Origin of the sequence: Pediococcus parvulus, assembly GCF_964063155.1 — a bacterium.
GTDB classification, from domain to species: Bacteria; Bacillota; Bacilli; order Lactobacillales; family Lactobacillaceae; genus Pediococcus; species Pediococcus parvulus.
On the sequence record NZ_OZ061292.1, the window covers coordinates 2,021,796 to 2,037,209 of the forward strand.

Below are 15,414 nucleotides of genomic sequence, written 5' to 3' on the forward strand. Positions count from 1 at the left end.
AGCTTTTTTGTTACCACGATTTTAGCAATCGATCAATTGTCACCAAGACCCCATTTTCATCATGGCTTGGCGCAATTTCGTCTGCAATATCTTTTATAGCTTGCGGCGCGTTTGCCATTGCAAATCCTTGTCCCGCTTCCTTTAGCATCTCCACATCATTACCACCATCCCCAAAAGTAACTACGTTTGCCATCGGCATATCCAGAAAGTCTGCGACGCGTTTAATCGCATTTGCTTTATGGGTATTAGGAATGATTAAATCAATATCGCCATGGCCTGAAGACACGGGTAATAATTTACCTGCAAGCTCATCATCCAACAACTGCAAAATTTCTTCCGTTTTCTCATCTGGACACGACATGCCAATTTTCATAACTGGATCGTCAATGGTAGCCAAATCAGGAACTAACTTTAGTTTATAGTAATATTTAGCCGTCATCTCGGCAAATGATTTAGGAGCTGAATCCAAAACATACGCACTTTTTTGTGCACTCACCACCGGATAGACGTCATCCAGACTAGCTAAAAATGAAATAGCATGCTGATAAACAGCGGGATCCATCTTTGCCGAATACACAATTGTTTCATCAGGTTGCTTCACTAATGCCCCATTATCCGACACAAACCAAATCGAATCTGCGGTATGGGGAAAAAACGCGCGTAACTGTGAATCCTGATTCCCGCTGGCCACTACAAACGTCACGTTCTTAGCTTGCATCCGCGGATACAACTCTAAAAAAAATTGCCGATCAAAATTTTGTTGACTGTTTAAAAATGTGCCGTCCATATCAACAGCAATTAATCTATTTGTCATGTCTAATCTCCTATGCGTTTTCATAATTGATTTAATCATAACAAAAAGCGCTTACAAAATAAAGTAAGCGTCGGCTAAGTTTGTTCGTAATTTATTGAACCATCTCATCTTCAACCGCTTTAATATACTTCTTTGCAATAACTACACGCCCATTAAAATCCGTAATCCGCATCAAGCTATGTCGGTTTTCTTGACAGACGGTCTCCAGGTCCAATTCAATCAAATAGGTATTTTCATATTCCTTAATGGCACGTCCCCCAAACCCATTCTTAATCATGGGACACTGATTACAAACAACCTCAAATCTTTGATAACTACATTCTTCATCCCTCATGACGGTCCTCCTACATTTTTCTTATACTTAAGATAAGATTTACTTTAAATAAAAAGTTTGAAGAATGTGTGAACAAAGTTTAGATTAAGATTGAAGTTATAGATTGCATAATAAAAAGAGGACAGGTAAAAAATAGTTTTGCCCGACCTCTTTTTATTTAGTAACCGGAAGAAGCACGGTAAATATCGTACCGCCACCCGGATTATCAGTAACCTTAATTTTTCCTTTATGCGCGCGGACAATCCATTCCGCAATTGACAAACCTAATCCATTTCCACCGGTCTGCTTATTACCCGATTTCTCTTCACGATAGAATCGTTTAAAAACTGATTTTTTGTTTTTATCACTAATTCCAATTCCTGTATCACAAATCTGAATTTTTAAATTACGAGCTTCAATATTACTATTAACGGTTATCGTCGCGCCTTTTGGTGTATATTTTATCGCATTATCCAATAAAATAACGATTAATTGGTGCACCCGTTTGGCATCTAACAAAACTGGGCGATCTACATGAATTGATTTCACCAAATTTTTATCTTCACTAGCAATCAAATCCGTATAAGGTTCCAGAATTTCATTTATGAAACTTGAAAATTCCACTGGTGCTTTTTCCAGCGTAATCACGTTGGAATTGGCCCTCGCCAATGTTAACATATCACTCGTTAATCCATTTAATCGGCGTATTTCCGAAAGCGACATGATAATAGCCCCCACCTGATTTTTTATGGTGTCATTGGGTTTAGTCATCAAGCCTTCAAGTTTGTTTTGGATAATCGTCAATGGTGTTCGGATTTCATGCGCCGCACTATCCACAAATTCCTCTTGTTGTTGCCAAGCTTTCAGTACCGGTTTCATATTAATCCTGGAAATAATGTAACTAATGATAAAGACGATTAATCCGAACACGATGAAAGAGGCTAACAAGAGATTCTTGAATCGATCAATACTTTGAATTTCTGGTGTAATATTTTTCAAAACCAATGCATATTTGGGCTGCTGGCTCGTCGGTAAGGTTTTCCCACTTCGGTTTACCATCAATTGAGAATTTACTTTTAAATAAACTCCCCGCATTGTGACACTACCAACCTTAATATTATAAATTTTGTTCAGCTGTGACTTACCAACTTTAACTTTGGAAACTGAACTCGACATATTACTCAAATTTTGTGAATTAACAATTTTCCCTTTCGAATTATAGTACACCGTAATCGTTTGAAAATCTGGTGGCCCCATCATATTGGTACTATTGGCAGCCATTGTGGCCCGCCGGCTCAGCGTATTATCAATACTGGTATAGGTATTTCGTTGATAAAAAACAAAAATAATCGTTCCCAAGATTGTAAAAACAATTAAAAAACTAAAGAACTCAAATAAAAATAGCTTAATTTGTTGCTTTCGATTTACAATTTTATCCATTAATTCACTTCCAAAAGAAACCCTACATTACGTAAAGTTTGAATCAATTTTGGCCGACCTGCCTTTTCTAGTTTGCGGCGAAGATTACTAATATAAATATTCACGACATTAATCGTCGTATCGGAATCCATCCCCCAGATTCGGTCAAAAATTTGTTCTCGCGACACAATAATGTTTTTATTCTGTGCTAAATACGCTAAAATCTCGTATTCTTTTCCCACCAATTTTAGTGGTTGCCCATCAACTGTAACTTGTCGATTCTCAGTATTTAACCACATGTCATCATCGACCATCAATCGTTTGTCATCTTGATAAACACCACTGCGTTTGAGCAAGGCTTTTACCCGCACAATTAATTCCTCTCGATGAAACGGCTTAGTTAAATAATCGTCAGCCCCAGTATCAAAGCCGGTAATTTTATCTTCCAAACTATCTTTAGCCGTCAAAACTAAAACAGGGGTCTCAATTTTTTCTTTTCGAATATTTTTGATAATCTCTAAACCATTCATCAGCGGCAACATCAGGTCAACGATGAACAGATCGTAAGGCTCTTCAGTTGCCAAGTATTCGCCTTCTTCACCATCAAACGCTTGCTTGACTGAACCAATATCAACTAAAAAGTCACGTACACTGTCCGAAAGCTGATGGTCATCTTCAATTAATAAAATTTTTACAATATCTGCCATCTTGCATCCCTAATTTCTTTTTTTGATTTCTTTACCATTTTAACCTACAAAATGGGGTTAAGACAAAGAATAATATTGTCTTAACCCCATTTTCCAAGTATTTGGTGTTATGCAACAACAAATTCTCGATTTTCCAAACTGATTTTAACATCGCCCTGATCCGCAATTTTTGGATCATGGGTAACAATAATAACAGTTTTATGGTGTTCATGTGCTAAGTCCTGGAACAACTTAATGATCATAGCCGAGTTTTCACCATCAAGGTTTCCAGTTGGCTCGTCAGCAATTACGATATTGGCATCCACCAGCATCGCCCGGATAATGGCAACTCGTTGTTGTTGCCCGCCAGAAAGTTTCTGCACGTTTTTCTTAGCATCAGCTTCCTCGATTCCGACGCCCTTAAGAGAATCAAGGACAAACTGTTTTTCGCCTTTATGTTCTGAATCAGTGACAGATAGGGCCGTTAAAATGTTATCCAATGCCGACATATAATTTAATAAATTATACTGTTGAAACACAATTGCAACTTTATGTTTTCGATAGTTGGTAGCACCAATCTTTTTAATGTTTATACCATCTAAAAAAATATCTCCTTTTTGTGGCTTATCTAGACCGGCAATAAAGGATAAGAAAGTTGTTTTTCCTGATCCTGATGCACCAACTATTGTATAGACTTTGTCAGAATCAAAACTTAAATCAACATCTTCATATAGTGGTTTATCTGCCTGTCCGTACCAGTGGGTTAAATTTTTTACTGTTAACATTTCTTCAACTCCTTATTTTTCTTGGATTTTTTTATTTTTTGAATTGCTATAGCTTTTATTCACCTATCAGGATATCCTTCGGCCTTAATCTCAAAATACTAATTGCCGAAACACAAACTGCTAAGGCAATAATAACTAAGCCCATTCCGCCTAATTTAATAACTGAGCTTGGACTGATACTTGTGTTTAAAGTCTTCAGTGCTTTCTTACTTGCAGAACTAGTTGTTGATTGAGTAGTCATAGCTCCACCACGCATACCACCGCCAGTTTGGCTGGATCCAGGAGCACCGCCGCCTCCAGGACCACCATTGGCTCCTGATGTAGAGGTTACGGACGTTGTTTGCTGTTGGGCCAACAGCTGATTACCCACTTTGTTGCCCACAAAATTTCCTAATAGCAGGGCAATAACCATGGCCCCGATTAAAATAACAAACAGTTCCGAGAAAAGCTGGCCGATAATGTGCATTTTTGATTCGCCCAGTGAAACTAAAACACCAATTTCTCTTTGACGTGTTCTTACGGACAGGATAATGATCAAACCGAGAATAATTGTTCCGGCAATTGCAACTAACCACACAATCTTCTTCGCAAATGCTTGAACGTTTTTCATTGGTTGCAACAATTGTTGATAACTTTCATCGTTTGAACTTACGCTAAACGAACTACTATTTATAATGCTCTTAATTTTTTTAGTTGTTGATTTTTCTTTTGCTGAGTTTGAAAGTGTATAGGTAACTGTACTTGATTTACCCTCTGTACCAGTAATTGTGGCAGGTAATGTGTAGCTGGTATAAATTGTGTTGCTAGGATCACTACCAGGCATACTGCTTGTGCTTGTCGATTTAGCTTTGTAAATCCCGACAACTTTCAATTTAATGCTCTTTTTACCAGAAGTTGTCATTTTTACGGTAATTGTATCTCCAACTTTGATCCCATTAGAACTTGCCAGTTCCTTTTCAATGACCACGTTCTTGCTATTGGCATCACTTGTCGTTATGTTCCGTCCGGAAACAATTTTATCTTCTTTAGAGATGAATGAAGAAGTAAGCTTTGTGCTTGAAACGCCATCAATGGTGATATTACCAGTAGATGCACCGCTGGCACCCCCTTGAGAACCAGTAGTGGTTGAAACGGTATCAAACGAACTAGCGTTTACTGAAGCTGTATTGGTAATATTATAGTAAGCAACAGTACTTAAACTACCTGCTTTCTTAAGTTTTGCGTTAGAGACTGTCGGTGTTGTGATAGTCTTTGTCTTTGACTTTGACGCACTTGAACGCATCTTCGAAAACATTTTGTTACGATTGGCCGAAACACTAATCGTAGTTCCTGCCGATTTTGTCACACTATTTGTCGCAGAAACTGCGGCGTTTTGAATAATGATTCCTGATAATACAAAAACCAGAATTGCAGACATAATCAACAGCAATAATAAGCTTTGCCCTTTTTTATGGGTCAAATAAAGCGTTGAACGTTTTAAATAATTCATTCTTTCATCTCCTTGAATTGATAAACTCATTTTACGTAAGTTACGTTAAACGAAGATTAAGAATTTTTAGGAATGGTTGTTTTTTATATCCTCTAAATTCATACTGATGACTTAGGCTGATTTTCGGGCCGAAAATCTTCTATGCTCCGGACGTTGTCCATTCTTGTGGCCGAAGTTCTAGCCGCAAGAAAAGTGGTGCGCTTAAACTGCTTTTGGATTTTAATTATCTGTCTTTTTAGACAGAAAAAGACCGAATCACATTCGCGGTATGATTCGGTCTCTAAGCTATACAGGGGAGTTAGCTTTCAATGATGTAAGTTAATTTTTACAGGGGAGTTGAACATATGGAAAATATTCCATCTTCTTCCAATTTGGAAGGTTATGAAAAAACCACTTCTTTCTCAAATACTAATGACTATTTTTCTCTCAAAAAAACTCATCTTCATTAAGAACACCAAATCATGCTACGTCATTAAAATGACCTGTTGGAGTGGTTCCTTCTTAATGAATAAACACATCTTAAAACCTTCACTTTAAACGAAGATTAAAAGCCAAAAAATATTCTTTTATTTTGATACCTCTTGCTCATTGCTGTAGTAAAAAGAACCACACGACTTTTTGAGTTGAATTCCGGGCCGAAAATCTTTCGTGCTTCGGACGTTGTCCATTCTTGTGACCTCAGCTGACCGCAAGAAAAATGGCGCGCTTAAACTGCTTTTGGATTTTAATTGTCTGTCTTTTTAGACAGAAAAAGACCGAATCACATTCGCGGTATGATTCGGTCTTTAAGCCAGCCGGGGAAGTCAGCTTTCAATGATGTAAGTTAATTTTACAGGGGAGTTGAACATATGAAAAATTTCATCTTGAAAGGCCATTCTGCTCTTCCACTAAAAGGGCTATTGAACTGTTGCTTTCTTAATGAATGAATTCATATTAATACCCTCACTTTAAACGAAGATTAAAAGTAAAAAACGATTTGAAATTTCTTGTAACTCCCTCTTCAATCATCCTTGTCGCCCCAACTCTGACCACAAGAAAAATGGTGTGCTTAAATTGCTTTTGGATTTTAATTTTTTGTCTTTCTAGACAGAAAAAGACCGAATCACATTCGCGGTATGATTCGGTCTTTAAAGCTATACAGGGGAGTTAGCTTTCAATGATGTAAGTTAATTATTACAGGGGAGTTGAACATATGAAAAATCTCATCTTGAAAGGCCATTCTGCTCTTCCACTAAAAGGGCTATTGAACTGTTGCTTTCTTAATGAATAAATTCATATTAATCTCCTTACTTTAAATAAACATTAAATAAGCAAAATAATTCCAAATAGGTTGTGAGCAGTTAACTTTACTTATTTATAGTAAGCATGTATGATACTTATTGTACTCAAGTAAACAAACCTTTGAAAGATGGTGAATTTAATGAAGATTAACATTAAAGATCAAGCAAAAGCCTACTTAACAAGCAAGATTCCTGCAGGAAAACATGTATTTTTAGCACTAGACGATGGTTCCAGTAAGTTTTCAAAACTTGGTGGTTCATGTTCGATCGGTAATAAATTCCAGTTGGTCGTAGCTGACCAATCAGATCCAGAATATGGTGTTGAATTAGAAAACAATGCTGGTTTAACAATGACAACCGCAGAACCCGAAACCACATTTCTTGGTAATGGTTTAGCGCTCGACTATAAGAATGCTTCATTAAAATTAACTGATGACAGTGGTGTACTAGATGGTGCCGTTACCGTTGACGCTTACACAACACCCACCGAAGATAAAAATGCTATGAAAGCAGAAATGTCCGAACTTGGCGGCAAAATCTGCTAAACAATTAAAAATCTAAACTAAAAGGATGGCAAATTTGCCATCCTTTTCTATTACCCATAAGTTTGTTCAAAATCAACAACAGCTCCCCTTAAATTAGCCTGGTCCGTATATTTACATGAGACCACGTCTGGTTTAAGCGAAGCAATCTTTACTTGTTTTCTAATTTTTTCGATGTTCTTTTCGATGTTTGGAATCAGATCTGGATTATTGGAAACTGCGCCACCAATGACAATTTTTTCGGGATCAAAACTATATTGTAAATTATAAATACCTTTTGCGAGTGCCCAGTACATCTTATTTACTTCAGCCTTCGCCGTTTCATCCCCAGCCTTAGCCAGATCGAAAACTTCTTTACCTGATTTCTCCAAACCTGTTGTTAGTGTAAAGTTTTAGTAGGAAAGTGAAAAAAAGCCTTTTCAAAACACGAGAAGACCGTTAATCTTCTAATTAGGTTGGTAGCCAAAAATTAGGAGGTAACGGTCTTCATGTCTCAAATCTTAACAGAAATCATGACAGTTTTAAAGGATAGTAATAGTTTATTTAATGCGGAACAAGATTTAATGATTCGGTGTCAAGCGTTGATTGCCACTGCTTTAGGTCAAGCACTAGAAGAGTTGGATGATCTTTTAATTGGTGAAACAAAATACCAAGAAATTGTTGGTAAACGCGAAAGAACTTTGAATTTCATGTGTGGGGCCGTAACTTTCAAACGCCGGTTAGTGAAGCTAGCTGATAAAAAGTATGTCTTTCCTTTGGATCGTTATTTGCAGTTAATTCCACGAAGTAGATTTTCACCCTTAATGGTCGAAAAGGTTGCCAAGCTAGCTTCACATAGTGTTTTACGGACAACAGCTTTGGCTGTTAACCTTTTAACCCCACTTTCTATCAGTCATCAAAAAGTTGGTCAACTTTATCAAGCAGCCGGTACGCAATGTGAAAAGCAGCGTGAAGAAACCACATTAGTGAACATCGAAAAGAAACGGCGAGTTCCTTATCTGTATTTGGAAGGCGATGCCTTTTGTGTGGCCTTAAAGGCTAAGCAACACCATAAAAATGTCTTTATTCATCGACTGCAACTAACGGAAGGTATTAGCCAAAATGGCCAGCGCCGACAGACGTTAAACCGACATGTATTTACGGGATTAAACCGGCAAGCAGTTTTTAATCAAGTACAAGATTATCTCGATCAGAATTATGATTTACGAGCAACTACAATGATTACCGGTAGCGATAATGGGAGTGGCTATGAACCATCCTGCTTTGATGAATTAGCGGTTGGGGCCAAAAAACATGAGCACTTTTTAGATCGTTATCACTTGAACCGAAAAATTCGTAGTCGATTAAGCAAGATGCCTAAAATTCTGCAAAGTAAACTATTTCAGGGTGTGCATAATTGGGATAATGATCAAGTTCAAATTGTCCTTGATACGTGTGAGTTCCAAGCCAATTATGCGGATAGTCTGGAAGCAATTCAGCTTTTACGGAGTTACTTGAAACGTAACTGGAATTATTTAAAGCCAGCTGACAAGCGAAGCTTAGCTACCGAAACCGTGTGTTTAGGTGGCTGTGAAAGTAATCATCGACGCTTTACCTATCGGTTAAAACATCAAGGTCGCTCTTGGAGTAAAGCTGGATTGAAGGCGATGATTGCGGTGATTACCAGTGAAATTAACGGGCAATTAGAAATAGCAATGATAAAGATGCCCAATACCTTGCCAATAAGCATCATGCCAGTTAAAGTGGCCGCTAGTTATTTTCTTAAACAGCCTTTTACGCAACATCAAGGAATTAGGCACGGCAGTATTTCATTAGACGCAGCAACTAGCAGTGCTATGGGTAATTTGGTGAAGGCTATTTCATAGGATTTGAATAACAGGTGGAGCGGAGGCGTTGGTGAAAGAGTGTGTCGATGTCACTTAGCGATTTATCGCTTAGAGACATGGGAGACTGGAGAGATCCACTTTTGGCCTGAAGGGCAAGAAGTTAGCTCGTAAGCGACCCACACGGCCCCGCATCAACGCCGGAACGAAACAAAAAGTAGTTAAAAACATAAATAAAATCTAATTAGAGACACTACCTACTAAAACTTGACACATACAAACCTGTTTTTTTATTATATCTTTTAGCTACTCGAACCGAAGTGCCCAACTCACTCAAAGTATAAGTATCATCCGATAAAGTAAACCCAAATTCACCACCAAATAAATGCGCGCCATGCCAAATTTTGTGATTAATAATGACTGAACCGCCAACACCTGTTCCAATCACCAAAAACAGTAAGCTGTCTGCCCCCTGTCCAGCACCATCCGCTAATTCAGCTAAAGCCGCACAATTTGCATCGTTTTCCATACTAATGTTCAGTCCAAATCGTTTTTCTAACTCCGGTTGAATTTTAAAGTTATGAATGTATGGTAGCGCGCTTGCGCCTTCAATAACACCAGTCTTCTTATTCACTGCACCGGGGGAACTAATTCCGACCCCTTCAATATGAAACTGGTTTTTCATTTTCAAAACTTCTTCTGTCAAAACATCGTAAAATTCGGCCAAAGTGGCTGGTGTCTTTCGAGAAGTATGTCCTGCCAAGTCCTGACCATCCCATACTGCAAACTTAATTGTTGTTCCGCCAATATCAATCAATCCAATGTTACTCAACTCAAATCACTTCTATCTTTTATTTTGAAATCGCATACGTATTTATTATACGATAAAAAAAGGATGATTTCTCATCGAAATCATCCTTTTAACACTTTTTAGTTTTCATCGTTATACTTTGAAGCACGACTTTGGTAAGTTCCCTTTTGTGTGTTGATATCAAGAACTTCCCCTTCTTTAATGAAATCTGGCACAGTAACAACTAACCCAGTTTCCATGGTAGCTGATTTACCAGAACCAGCAACAGTCGCGCCTTTAATTGAAGGTTCTGTTTCTGCAACCTTTAATTGAACTGTGTTTGGTAAAGTAATACCAATTACTTCAGAATTGAAGTAATCAATCTTAACGTTCATGTTTTCCAACATAAATTTCATTTCATTTTGGATCGTAGCTGTTGGAATTTCGTACTGTTCGTATGTCTCCATATCCATGAATACAGCTACATCGCCTTGAGTATAAAGATATTGAGCATCCTTTGTATCAACGATTGCTTGTTCAACCTTTTCTTCAGGACGCATTGTTTTTTCAACAGTAGAACCTGAACGGAGGTCATATAACTTCATTCGCATCACAGTGTTACCTTTTCCTGGCTTATGATGCTCCGAAGCCAATACTTTAATTAACTTACCGTTTTGTTCAAATGTCATTCCTGCTTTAAGATTTATTGCTTCAATCATGTATTTTCTCCTTGTACGTTACTTAAAATTTAATTTCGATTAACCTCATTTAATGATCGCGCTCCAGGTCCAGGACTCATATAGCCGACTTCCCTTCGTTTTAGTATCTATATCTAGTTTAACACTAAAATTACCAAAACAAAGTTTCTCATAATGAGATAAGCACATCTGATAGCGATGTTTGCTGAACTTTCCTCCAGATTATTTAATAAAATTTCCTAAACATTCGATTTTTCTGCCTAAAATACGTTAAATTAAAGCTATTCTTAAATTATCAAAACAAAACGATTAGAGGATCTTGTTATGAGGCGTAAGTGGCAAAAAATTGCGATTGGCTGTCTACTTCTAGTTTTTCTGGCCGGTGGATTGGCCTATTATGAGCGAGCGAACATCCGTACATTCTTTTTAGTGGATCAAATTCATCACAGTAAGCATATTTTAAGTACCGCGCAAATCAAACTGAATCTGCAGCCCACACTATCGACCAAAAACACTAAAACAACCAATCACTTAAGCCAAACCTATCGAAAACGGCTTGCAAACTTAAACACTGGTATCGGTAAAGCAAAAGTCATCGTAAATCCGTACAAGACCAGCCCTTTAACTGGCTTAATATTAGTCAAAACCAAAGCAGCGACTCGTGTCAGTGTATCTGTTCAAGGGGACAGCAGTAAAACCACCATTAAAAAGCGGTATAAATCTTATACTAATGCTCATAGCGTTGGCGTCTTAGGCTTATATGCCGACCGCACAAATCGGGTTAAACTAACCTTTGAAACTAAAAGTGGCCACAAGTTTTCCCGTGTTTACGTCATGAAAACTGGATCCTTACCTACAGATATTGGAACAAACGCTGTCAAAACAAGTAAGCCCTCAAAAATGGTCCTGGGATCTGGAAATACAAAATTAACATTTGCTGTAAGTAGCCAAGGCATAACTTATGGACTTGATGCTCAAGGAAAAGTCCGGTGGTACAGCACAAAATCGATCTCACATGTATTTAAACAATTGAGCAATGGTCATTTGTTAATTCTCACAAAAATTAGCGAAACAACTCCAAAATATAACGCCCTACAAGAAACTGATTTTTATGGACGTGTTTATCGCCAGTATAATTTTAGTGGCCTGTTTCCGACCCACTCGGATCATAAAAAATTAGCAACTAATACAGTTATTCATCATGACGCCATTGAGTTACCCAACCACAACTTGTTATTAACTGTGGATGATGGCTCCGCAAATTACGTTGAAGATACTATGATCGAGATCGACCGCCAAACAGGAAAAATAAAAAAAGTGATAGATTTAAAACGAATTTTGCCTCAGAGTGCCTATACGAAATACTCTGGTACTACCCGCTCAGATGGTAAAACTGACTGGTTCCATCAAAATTCCATGTACTATGATAAAAAGACTGGCAATTTACTTGTATCTGGCCGGAATCAAGATATGATTTTTGCCATTAATTATAAATCTACAAAACTAAAATGGATTTTGGCGGCTAATCAAAAATTACCCAAATCCTATCAAAAATATTTGTTGAAACCAACTACTAAAAACTACAATTTCAACGCCGGTCAACATGCAATTATGCTGATTCACACCAAGAAAAATAAGGGAAATCAGGTAGAATTGGAATTTTACAATAACAACGTGGTGGTAACCCGAGGTAACCAAAGCATTTCGGAAGATTACTCAGCCGCCAACATCGTAAAAATCAATCAACTTAAAAAGACAGTGACAAAAGTTTGGGGTTACGGAAAGTCACGTGGCACATCGGATTTCACCAATATTGTCGGCAGTAACTACGCAATTGGTAAAGGAAATAGTCTTATCAACTTTGGCTATGCGGATAGCGGCACAAGAAGTGAATTTGTAGAAATCAACCGTAAAACTAAACAGATTGTGTTTGACGTCAATCGAACTGGCTTTAGTAGTGGCGATTGGAGTTATCGTGCACAACGAATGTCTCTTTATCCAAAACATTTTGGTTTCTCCCTAAAGAAAATTAACTGACACGTATCTTTAAAATTTAAGAAAATAAAAATGCTGGTCAACTTTTGATCAGCATTTTTTCTATTTAAAACTCTTTGGCAACCTTTTCGGCTTCTTTAGCAATTGTTTCTCGATTGGCTGCCATATCATCAGGGTCTCGATGTGAATTACCTTCACAATAAATACCTTGATAATCCTTGACACCTACTTGGCCAAGTAACGCTTTTAGGTAAGCATCCCCCATATCGAGAGTTGCCATAAAGGCATTATCCGAATGATGATATGTTCCACCTGAGGATTGGATATGAATAGCTTTTTTATCATGCAAGGTTCCTTCTGGGCCATGCGCACCTTCCACCCATGTTTTGGTAGAAACAATGACCAGATCCAAATACATTTTTAAACGATTCGGCAAAAACAGATTATACATTGGACTAATAAAGACGTATTTATCAGCTTGAATGAATTGTTCTTGAAGCTGTTGTTGACGGCTTAATAAGATCTGCTCGTTTTCTGAAAGCTCCTGATAAGTAACACCATTGGTGAGTTTCTTCCAGCTGTCTAAATTGCTGCTGTTAATTTCCGGCACGCCTTCAGCATATAAATCATGCCCAATAATCTGATCTTCGGGGTGTGCTTGCCGATAAGTTTCAACAAAATGATCTCCGATGACCAAAGAATTAGAAACATCTTCGGTTGCAGGATGAGCCTTAATAACTAAAACGGTACTCATTTCATCATCTCCATTTATTTATTACGTTTATACAATACCACAATTTATATTAATCCTAGTCGAAAGTAGTTTTTAAACCAAAAATAACTTCTCTAATCGTTGTTAGCGATCAAAGAAGTTATCGAATCTAATTTACTTTAAATAGCCATTCCATACATAACCATGAACTTTTCCGTTTCCGGAATGAACATAGTAGTACAAGTATGTCTTGCCATTGTATTTTTTGACATAAGTCTTACGTGTCACAGTAAAGTGAGTCTTAGGATAATTCTTCAAATAATGAAGAGTTACATATTGAAAATCGTTTGAACTACCTTGGAAACCATAAACACTGCCTTTTTTATTCTTAACAACATAGCGATGCTTGTAACTTACTTTGACAGTTTTAGTGATCTTATTTGGACATTTCTTAAGATAGGAATGCCAGATCCAACCAGACTTTTTGCCTGAAGTAATGTGATAGTACAAATACGTTTTTCCATTTCTTTTAATTACATACTCAGCCTTATTAATCTTATAATAGCCTTTCAAAGAACTAAGGGCGAAAGCTTTTTTGAAAGTAAAATTGTCGCTTGTACCATTAAAAGTGTAAGCATAGGCCTTTTTAGCAACTTTGTATCGATCTACGGGCTTTTTAGCACTCCCAGAAACATAGTTCGTAATCATTTTCTTGAAGGTTAACAAAGACTGTAATGGATAGCCATGAGGATCAAACAGAGCTTGATTATCATATGAGGAAGCTCCCCAGTACGAATTAACATTTTCCTCTTGATCACTATAACCAGCATCACCGTAATATTTAGCAGCGTATTGAGTTGCCCAACCAGTGCCATATTTCACACTGATATCTCGGTTGTATTGGTAATTATCCCAACCAGCTTTGACAGGAATCCAGGCTGGTTCCCAATAAAACGCACCCAAAGCCTTGCCGTAACCATTTTGCATCACTGTCTTCCAAACGTCACTAATCGCGTCAGATTGCCCTTGAACTGAGATTGGGAATGGTGGGTTTGTAATGTCACCCACAATATTATTTTGTCCATCCATATCATCTGTTGTGTATGGATAGCTCATTTCCATAACGGCAAATTTTTTCTTATATGTCTTAGTAATAACCTTTTCAGCGCCAATTAATTTGCTATCAGGACCATTCCAATGTGGATAGTAAGTTGCGCCCATGACATCATAATTAACCTTATTAGCTTTTAATTCAGCGGCGATTTTGGCAAAGGAAGACTCAGAAGGAGACTCATAATGAACAGCTGCCAAAGCACCTGGTGCATACTTATGAACGGCATTAACCCCTTCAGCAATGTACTGCATGTATTTAGCAGGATCTGATTCTTGCATCATACCTTTAGTTGTTTCGTTACCAACCTGCACCATACCGATGTCTACACCGGCCTTTTTCATGGTTGTCACAACTTTTTTAGTATAGTTGTAAACTGCCGTCTTCTTTTGAGCAAACGTGTAGTTTTTCCAAGCTTTTGGAAGTGCTTGTTTTGCTGGATCTGCCCAAAAGTCAGAATACTGTAGATCAATTAGAACCTTCATATGATGAGCCGTTGCATCTTTAGCTGTTTTTACTTCATTAGCTAAAGTTGCATCCCCACCACCATATGTATGACCTTTACTATCATATGGATCGTTCCAGATTCGAAGACGGACATAGTTTACACCTGAGTCTTCCAAAGTCTGAAGAATATCTTGTTTCTTACCATTGTAACCATAGAACTTAACGCCGGCATTCAGTTCAGCTTGTAAACTCGAGATGTCAACTCCTTGAATAGAGTTCGTTGTCACCCCGTGAGCTGGATTGACAGTTACCTTGTCATTTTTAACATTTGTCGTACCGTCAGCATTCGCAAAAACCGAAGTTGTTGCGCCACTTAACGCCACTAAAATCCCAGCACTAGCAATCAGTGCCTGGGCAAAAAGTTTACGCCATTTTCTCATATGATTATCTCCCCAGATAATATTTTTGAAACTTTATAAGCTTTTAGTTACTGTTTTATTTTAAGTTTTT

At 37.6% G+C, this 15,414-nt stretch carries 13 protein-coding genes and 1 pseudogene; 3 read left to right on the forward strand and 11 right to left on the reverse strand.

Features of this window, described 5'->3' with window-relative positions; genetic code table 11:
• Positions 1-10: 10 nt before the first annotated feature.
• From AB3217_RS10165 to AB3217_RS10190, 6 genes are all read right to left on the reverse strand, one after another.
• Entirely contained in the window at positions 11-814 is an 804-nt protein-coding gene (locus AB3217_RS10165; RefSeq protein ID WP_057784839.1) for a Cof-type HAD-IIB family hydrolase, read from the reverse strand.
• Positions 815-905: 91 nt separating this feature from the next.
• Positions 906-1,148, reverse strand: a complete 243-nt coding sequence (locus AB3217_RS10170; protein ID WP_068805038.1) for a hypothetical protein — start codon at positions 1,146-1,148, stop codon at positions 906-908.
• Positions 1,149-1,301: 153 nt separating this feature from the next.
• Positions 1,302-2,567: a sensor histidine kinase gene (locus tag AB3217_RS10175; RefSeq protein ID WP_367366083.1), complete on the reverse strand. Its 1,266-nt coding sequence runs from the start codon at positions 2,565-2,567 to the stop codon at positions 1,302-1,304.
• Complete coding sequence (locus tag AB3217_RS10180) at positions 2,567-3,253, reverse strand: response regulator transcription factor (RefSeq protein WP_057784843.1); 687 nt, start codon at positions 3,251-3,253, stop codon at positions 2,567-2,569. The genes AB3217_RS10175 and AB3217_RS10180 overlap by 1 nt, the downstream gene beginning before the upstream one ends.
• Before the next feature lie 107 nt (positions 3,254-3,360).
• Complete coding sequence (locus AB3217_RS10185) at positions 3,361-4,017, reverse strand: ABC transporter ATP-binding protein (protein ID WP_057784844.1); 657 nt, start codon at positions 4,015-4,017, stop codon at positions 3,361-3,363.
• A 55-nt stretch (positions 4,018-4,072) separates the two neighbouring features.
• Complete coding sequence (locus AB3217_RS10190) at positions 4,073-5,506, reverse strand: ABC transporter permease (RefSeq protein WP_367366084.1); 1,434 nt, start codon at positions 5,504-5,506, stop codon at positions 4,073-4,075.
• Between the two features lie 1,420 nt (positions 5,507-6,926).
• On the opposite strand from AB3217_RS10190, the gene AB3217_RS10195 reads away from it, so the two are divergent.
• Entirely contained in the window at positions 6,927-7,331 is a 405-nt protein-coding gene (locus AB3217_RS10195) for an iron-sulfur cluster biosynthesis family protein (RefSeq protein ID WP_057784080.1), read from the forward strand.
• A gap of 50 nt (positions 7,332-7,381) precedes the next feature.
• Here the strand turns inward: AB3217_RS10195 and AB3217_RS10200 are convergent, their stop codons facing one another.
• The gene (locus AB3217_RS10200) at positions 7,382-7,699 is read right to left on the reverse strand and encodes an ROK family protein (protein WP_367366085.1); all 318 of its coding nucleotides are present in this window, start codon (positions 7,697-7,699) and stop codon (positions 7,382-7,384) included.
• Between the two features lie 117 nt (positions 7,700-7,816).
• Here AB3217_RS10200 and AB3217_RS10205 point away from each other — a divergent pair, with 117 nt between their 5' ends.
• Entirely contained in the window at positions 7,817-9,193 is a 1,377-nt protein-coding gene (locus tag AB3217_RS10205) for an ISLre2 family transposase (RefSeq protein ID WP_367366086.1), read from the forward strand.
• Between the two features lie 250 nt (positions 9,194-9,443).
• Here the strand turns inward: AB3217_RS10205 and AB3217_RS10210 are convergent.
• Together AB3217_RS10210 and efp are read right to left on the reverse strand one after the other, a co-directional pair.
• Positions 9,444-9,983, reverse strand: a pseudogene (locus tag AB3217_RS10210) (ROK family protein); the annotation flags it as partial.
• A gap of 98 nt (positions 9,984-10,081) precedes the next feature.
• Entirely contained in the window at positions 10,082-10,660 is a 579-nt protein-coding gene (gene efp / locus AB3217_RS10215) for an elongation factor P (protein ID WP_057784076.1), read from the reverse strand.
• A gap of 303 nt (positions 10,661-10,963) precedes the next feature.
• Between efp and AB3217_RS10220 the strand changes: the two genes are divergently transcribed.
• Entirely contained in the window at positions 10,964-12,676 is a 1,713-nt protein-coding gene (locus AB3217_RS10220; protein WP_260266690.1) for an aryl-sulfate sulfotransferase, read from the forward strand.
• A 64-nt stretch (positions 12,677-12,740) separates the two neighbouring features.
• On the opposite strand, the gene AB3217_RS10225 is transcribed toward AB3217_RS10220, so the two are convergent.
• Together AB3217_RS10225 and AB3217_RS10230 are read right to left on the reverse strand one after the other, a co-directional pair.
• Entirely contained in the window at positions 12,741-13,388 is a 648-nt protein-coding gene (locus AB3217_RS10225; RefSeq protein ID WP_057784073.1) for an FMN-dependent NADH-azoreductase, read from the reverse strand.
• A 132-nt stretch (positions 13,389-13,520) separates the two neighbouring features.
• A complete protein-coding gene (locus tag AB3217_RS10230) occupies positions 13,521-15,344 on the reverse strand; it encodes a glycosyl hydrolase 53 family protein (RefSeq protein ID WP_260274266.1) in 1,824 nt (607 codons plus the stop codon).
• Positions 15,345-15,414 lie beyond the last annotated feature (70 nt).

Coding starts and splice junctions, on each gene's coding strand:
- AB3217_RS10205 (WP_367366086.1), top strand. CDS start 7,817: ATGTCTCAAATCTTAACAGAAATCATGACAGTTTTAAAGGATAGTAAT.
- AB3217_RS10230 (WP_260274266.1), bottom strand. CDS start 15,344: ATGAGAAAATGGCGTAAACTTTTTGCCCAGGCACTGATTGCTAGTGCT.
- AB3217_RS10180 (WP_057784843.1), bottom strand. CDS start 3,253: ATGGCAGATATTGTAAAAATTTTATTAATTGAAGATGACCATCAGCTT.
- AB3217_RS10175 (WP_367366083.1), bottom strand. CDS start 2,567: ATGGATAAAATTGTAAATCGAAAGCAACAAATTAAGCTATTTTTATTT.
- AB3217_RS10190 (WP_367366084.1), bottom strand. CDS start 5,506: ATGAATTATTTAAAACGTTCAACGCTTTATTTGACCCATAAAAAAGGG.
- AB3217_RS10220 (WP_260266690.1), top strand. CDS start 10,964: ATGAGGCGTAAGTGGCAAAAAATTGCGATTGGCTGTCTACTTCTAGTT.
- AB3217_RS10225 (WP_057784073.1), bottom strand. CDS start 13,388: ATGAGTACCGTTTTAGTTATTAAGGCTCATCCTGCAACCGAAGATGTT.
- efp (WP_057784076.1), bottom strand. CDS start 10,660: ATGATTGAAGCAATAAATCTTAAAGCAGGAATGACATTTGAACAAAAC.
- AB3217_RS10170 (WP_068805038.1), bottom strand. CDS start 1,148: ATGAGGGATGAAGAATGTAGTTATCAAAGATTTGAGGTTGTTTGTAAT.
- AB3217_RS10165 (WP_057784839.1), bottom strand. CDS start 814: ATGACAAATAGATTAATTGCTGTTGATATGGACGGCACATTTTTAAAC.
- AB3217_RS10185 (WP_057784844.1), bottom strand. CDS start 4,017: ATGTTAACAGTAAAAAATTTAACCCACTGGTACGGACAGGCAGATAAA.
- AB3217_RS10195 (WP_057784080.1), top strand. CDS start 6,927: ATGAAGATTAACATTAAAGATCAAGCAAAAGCCTACTTAACAAGCAAG.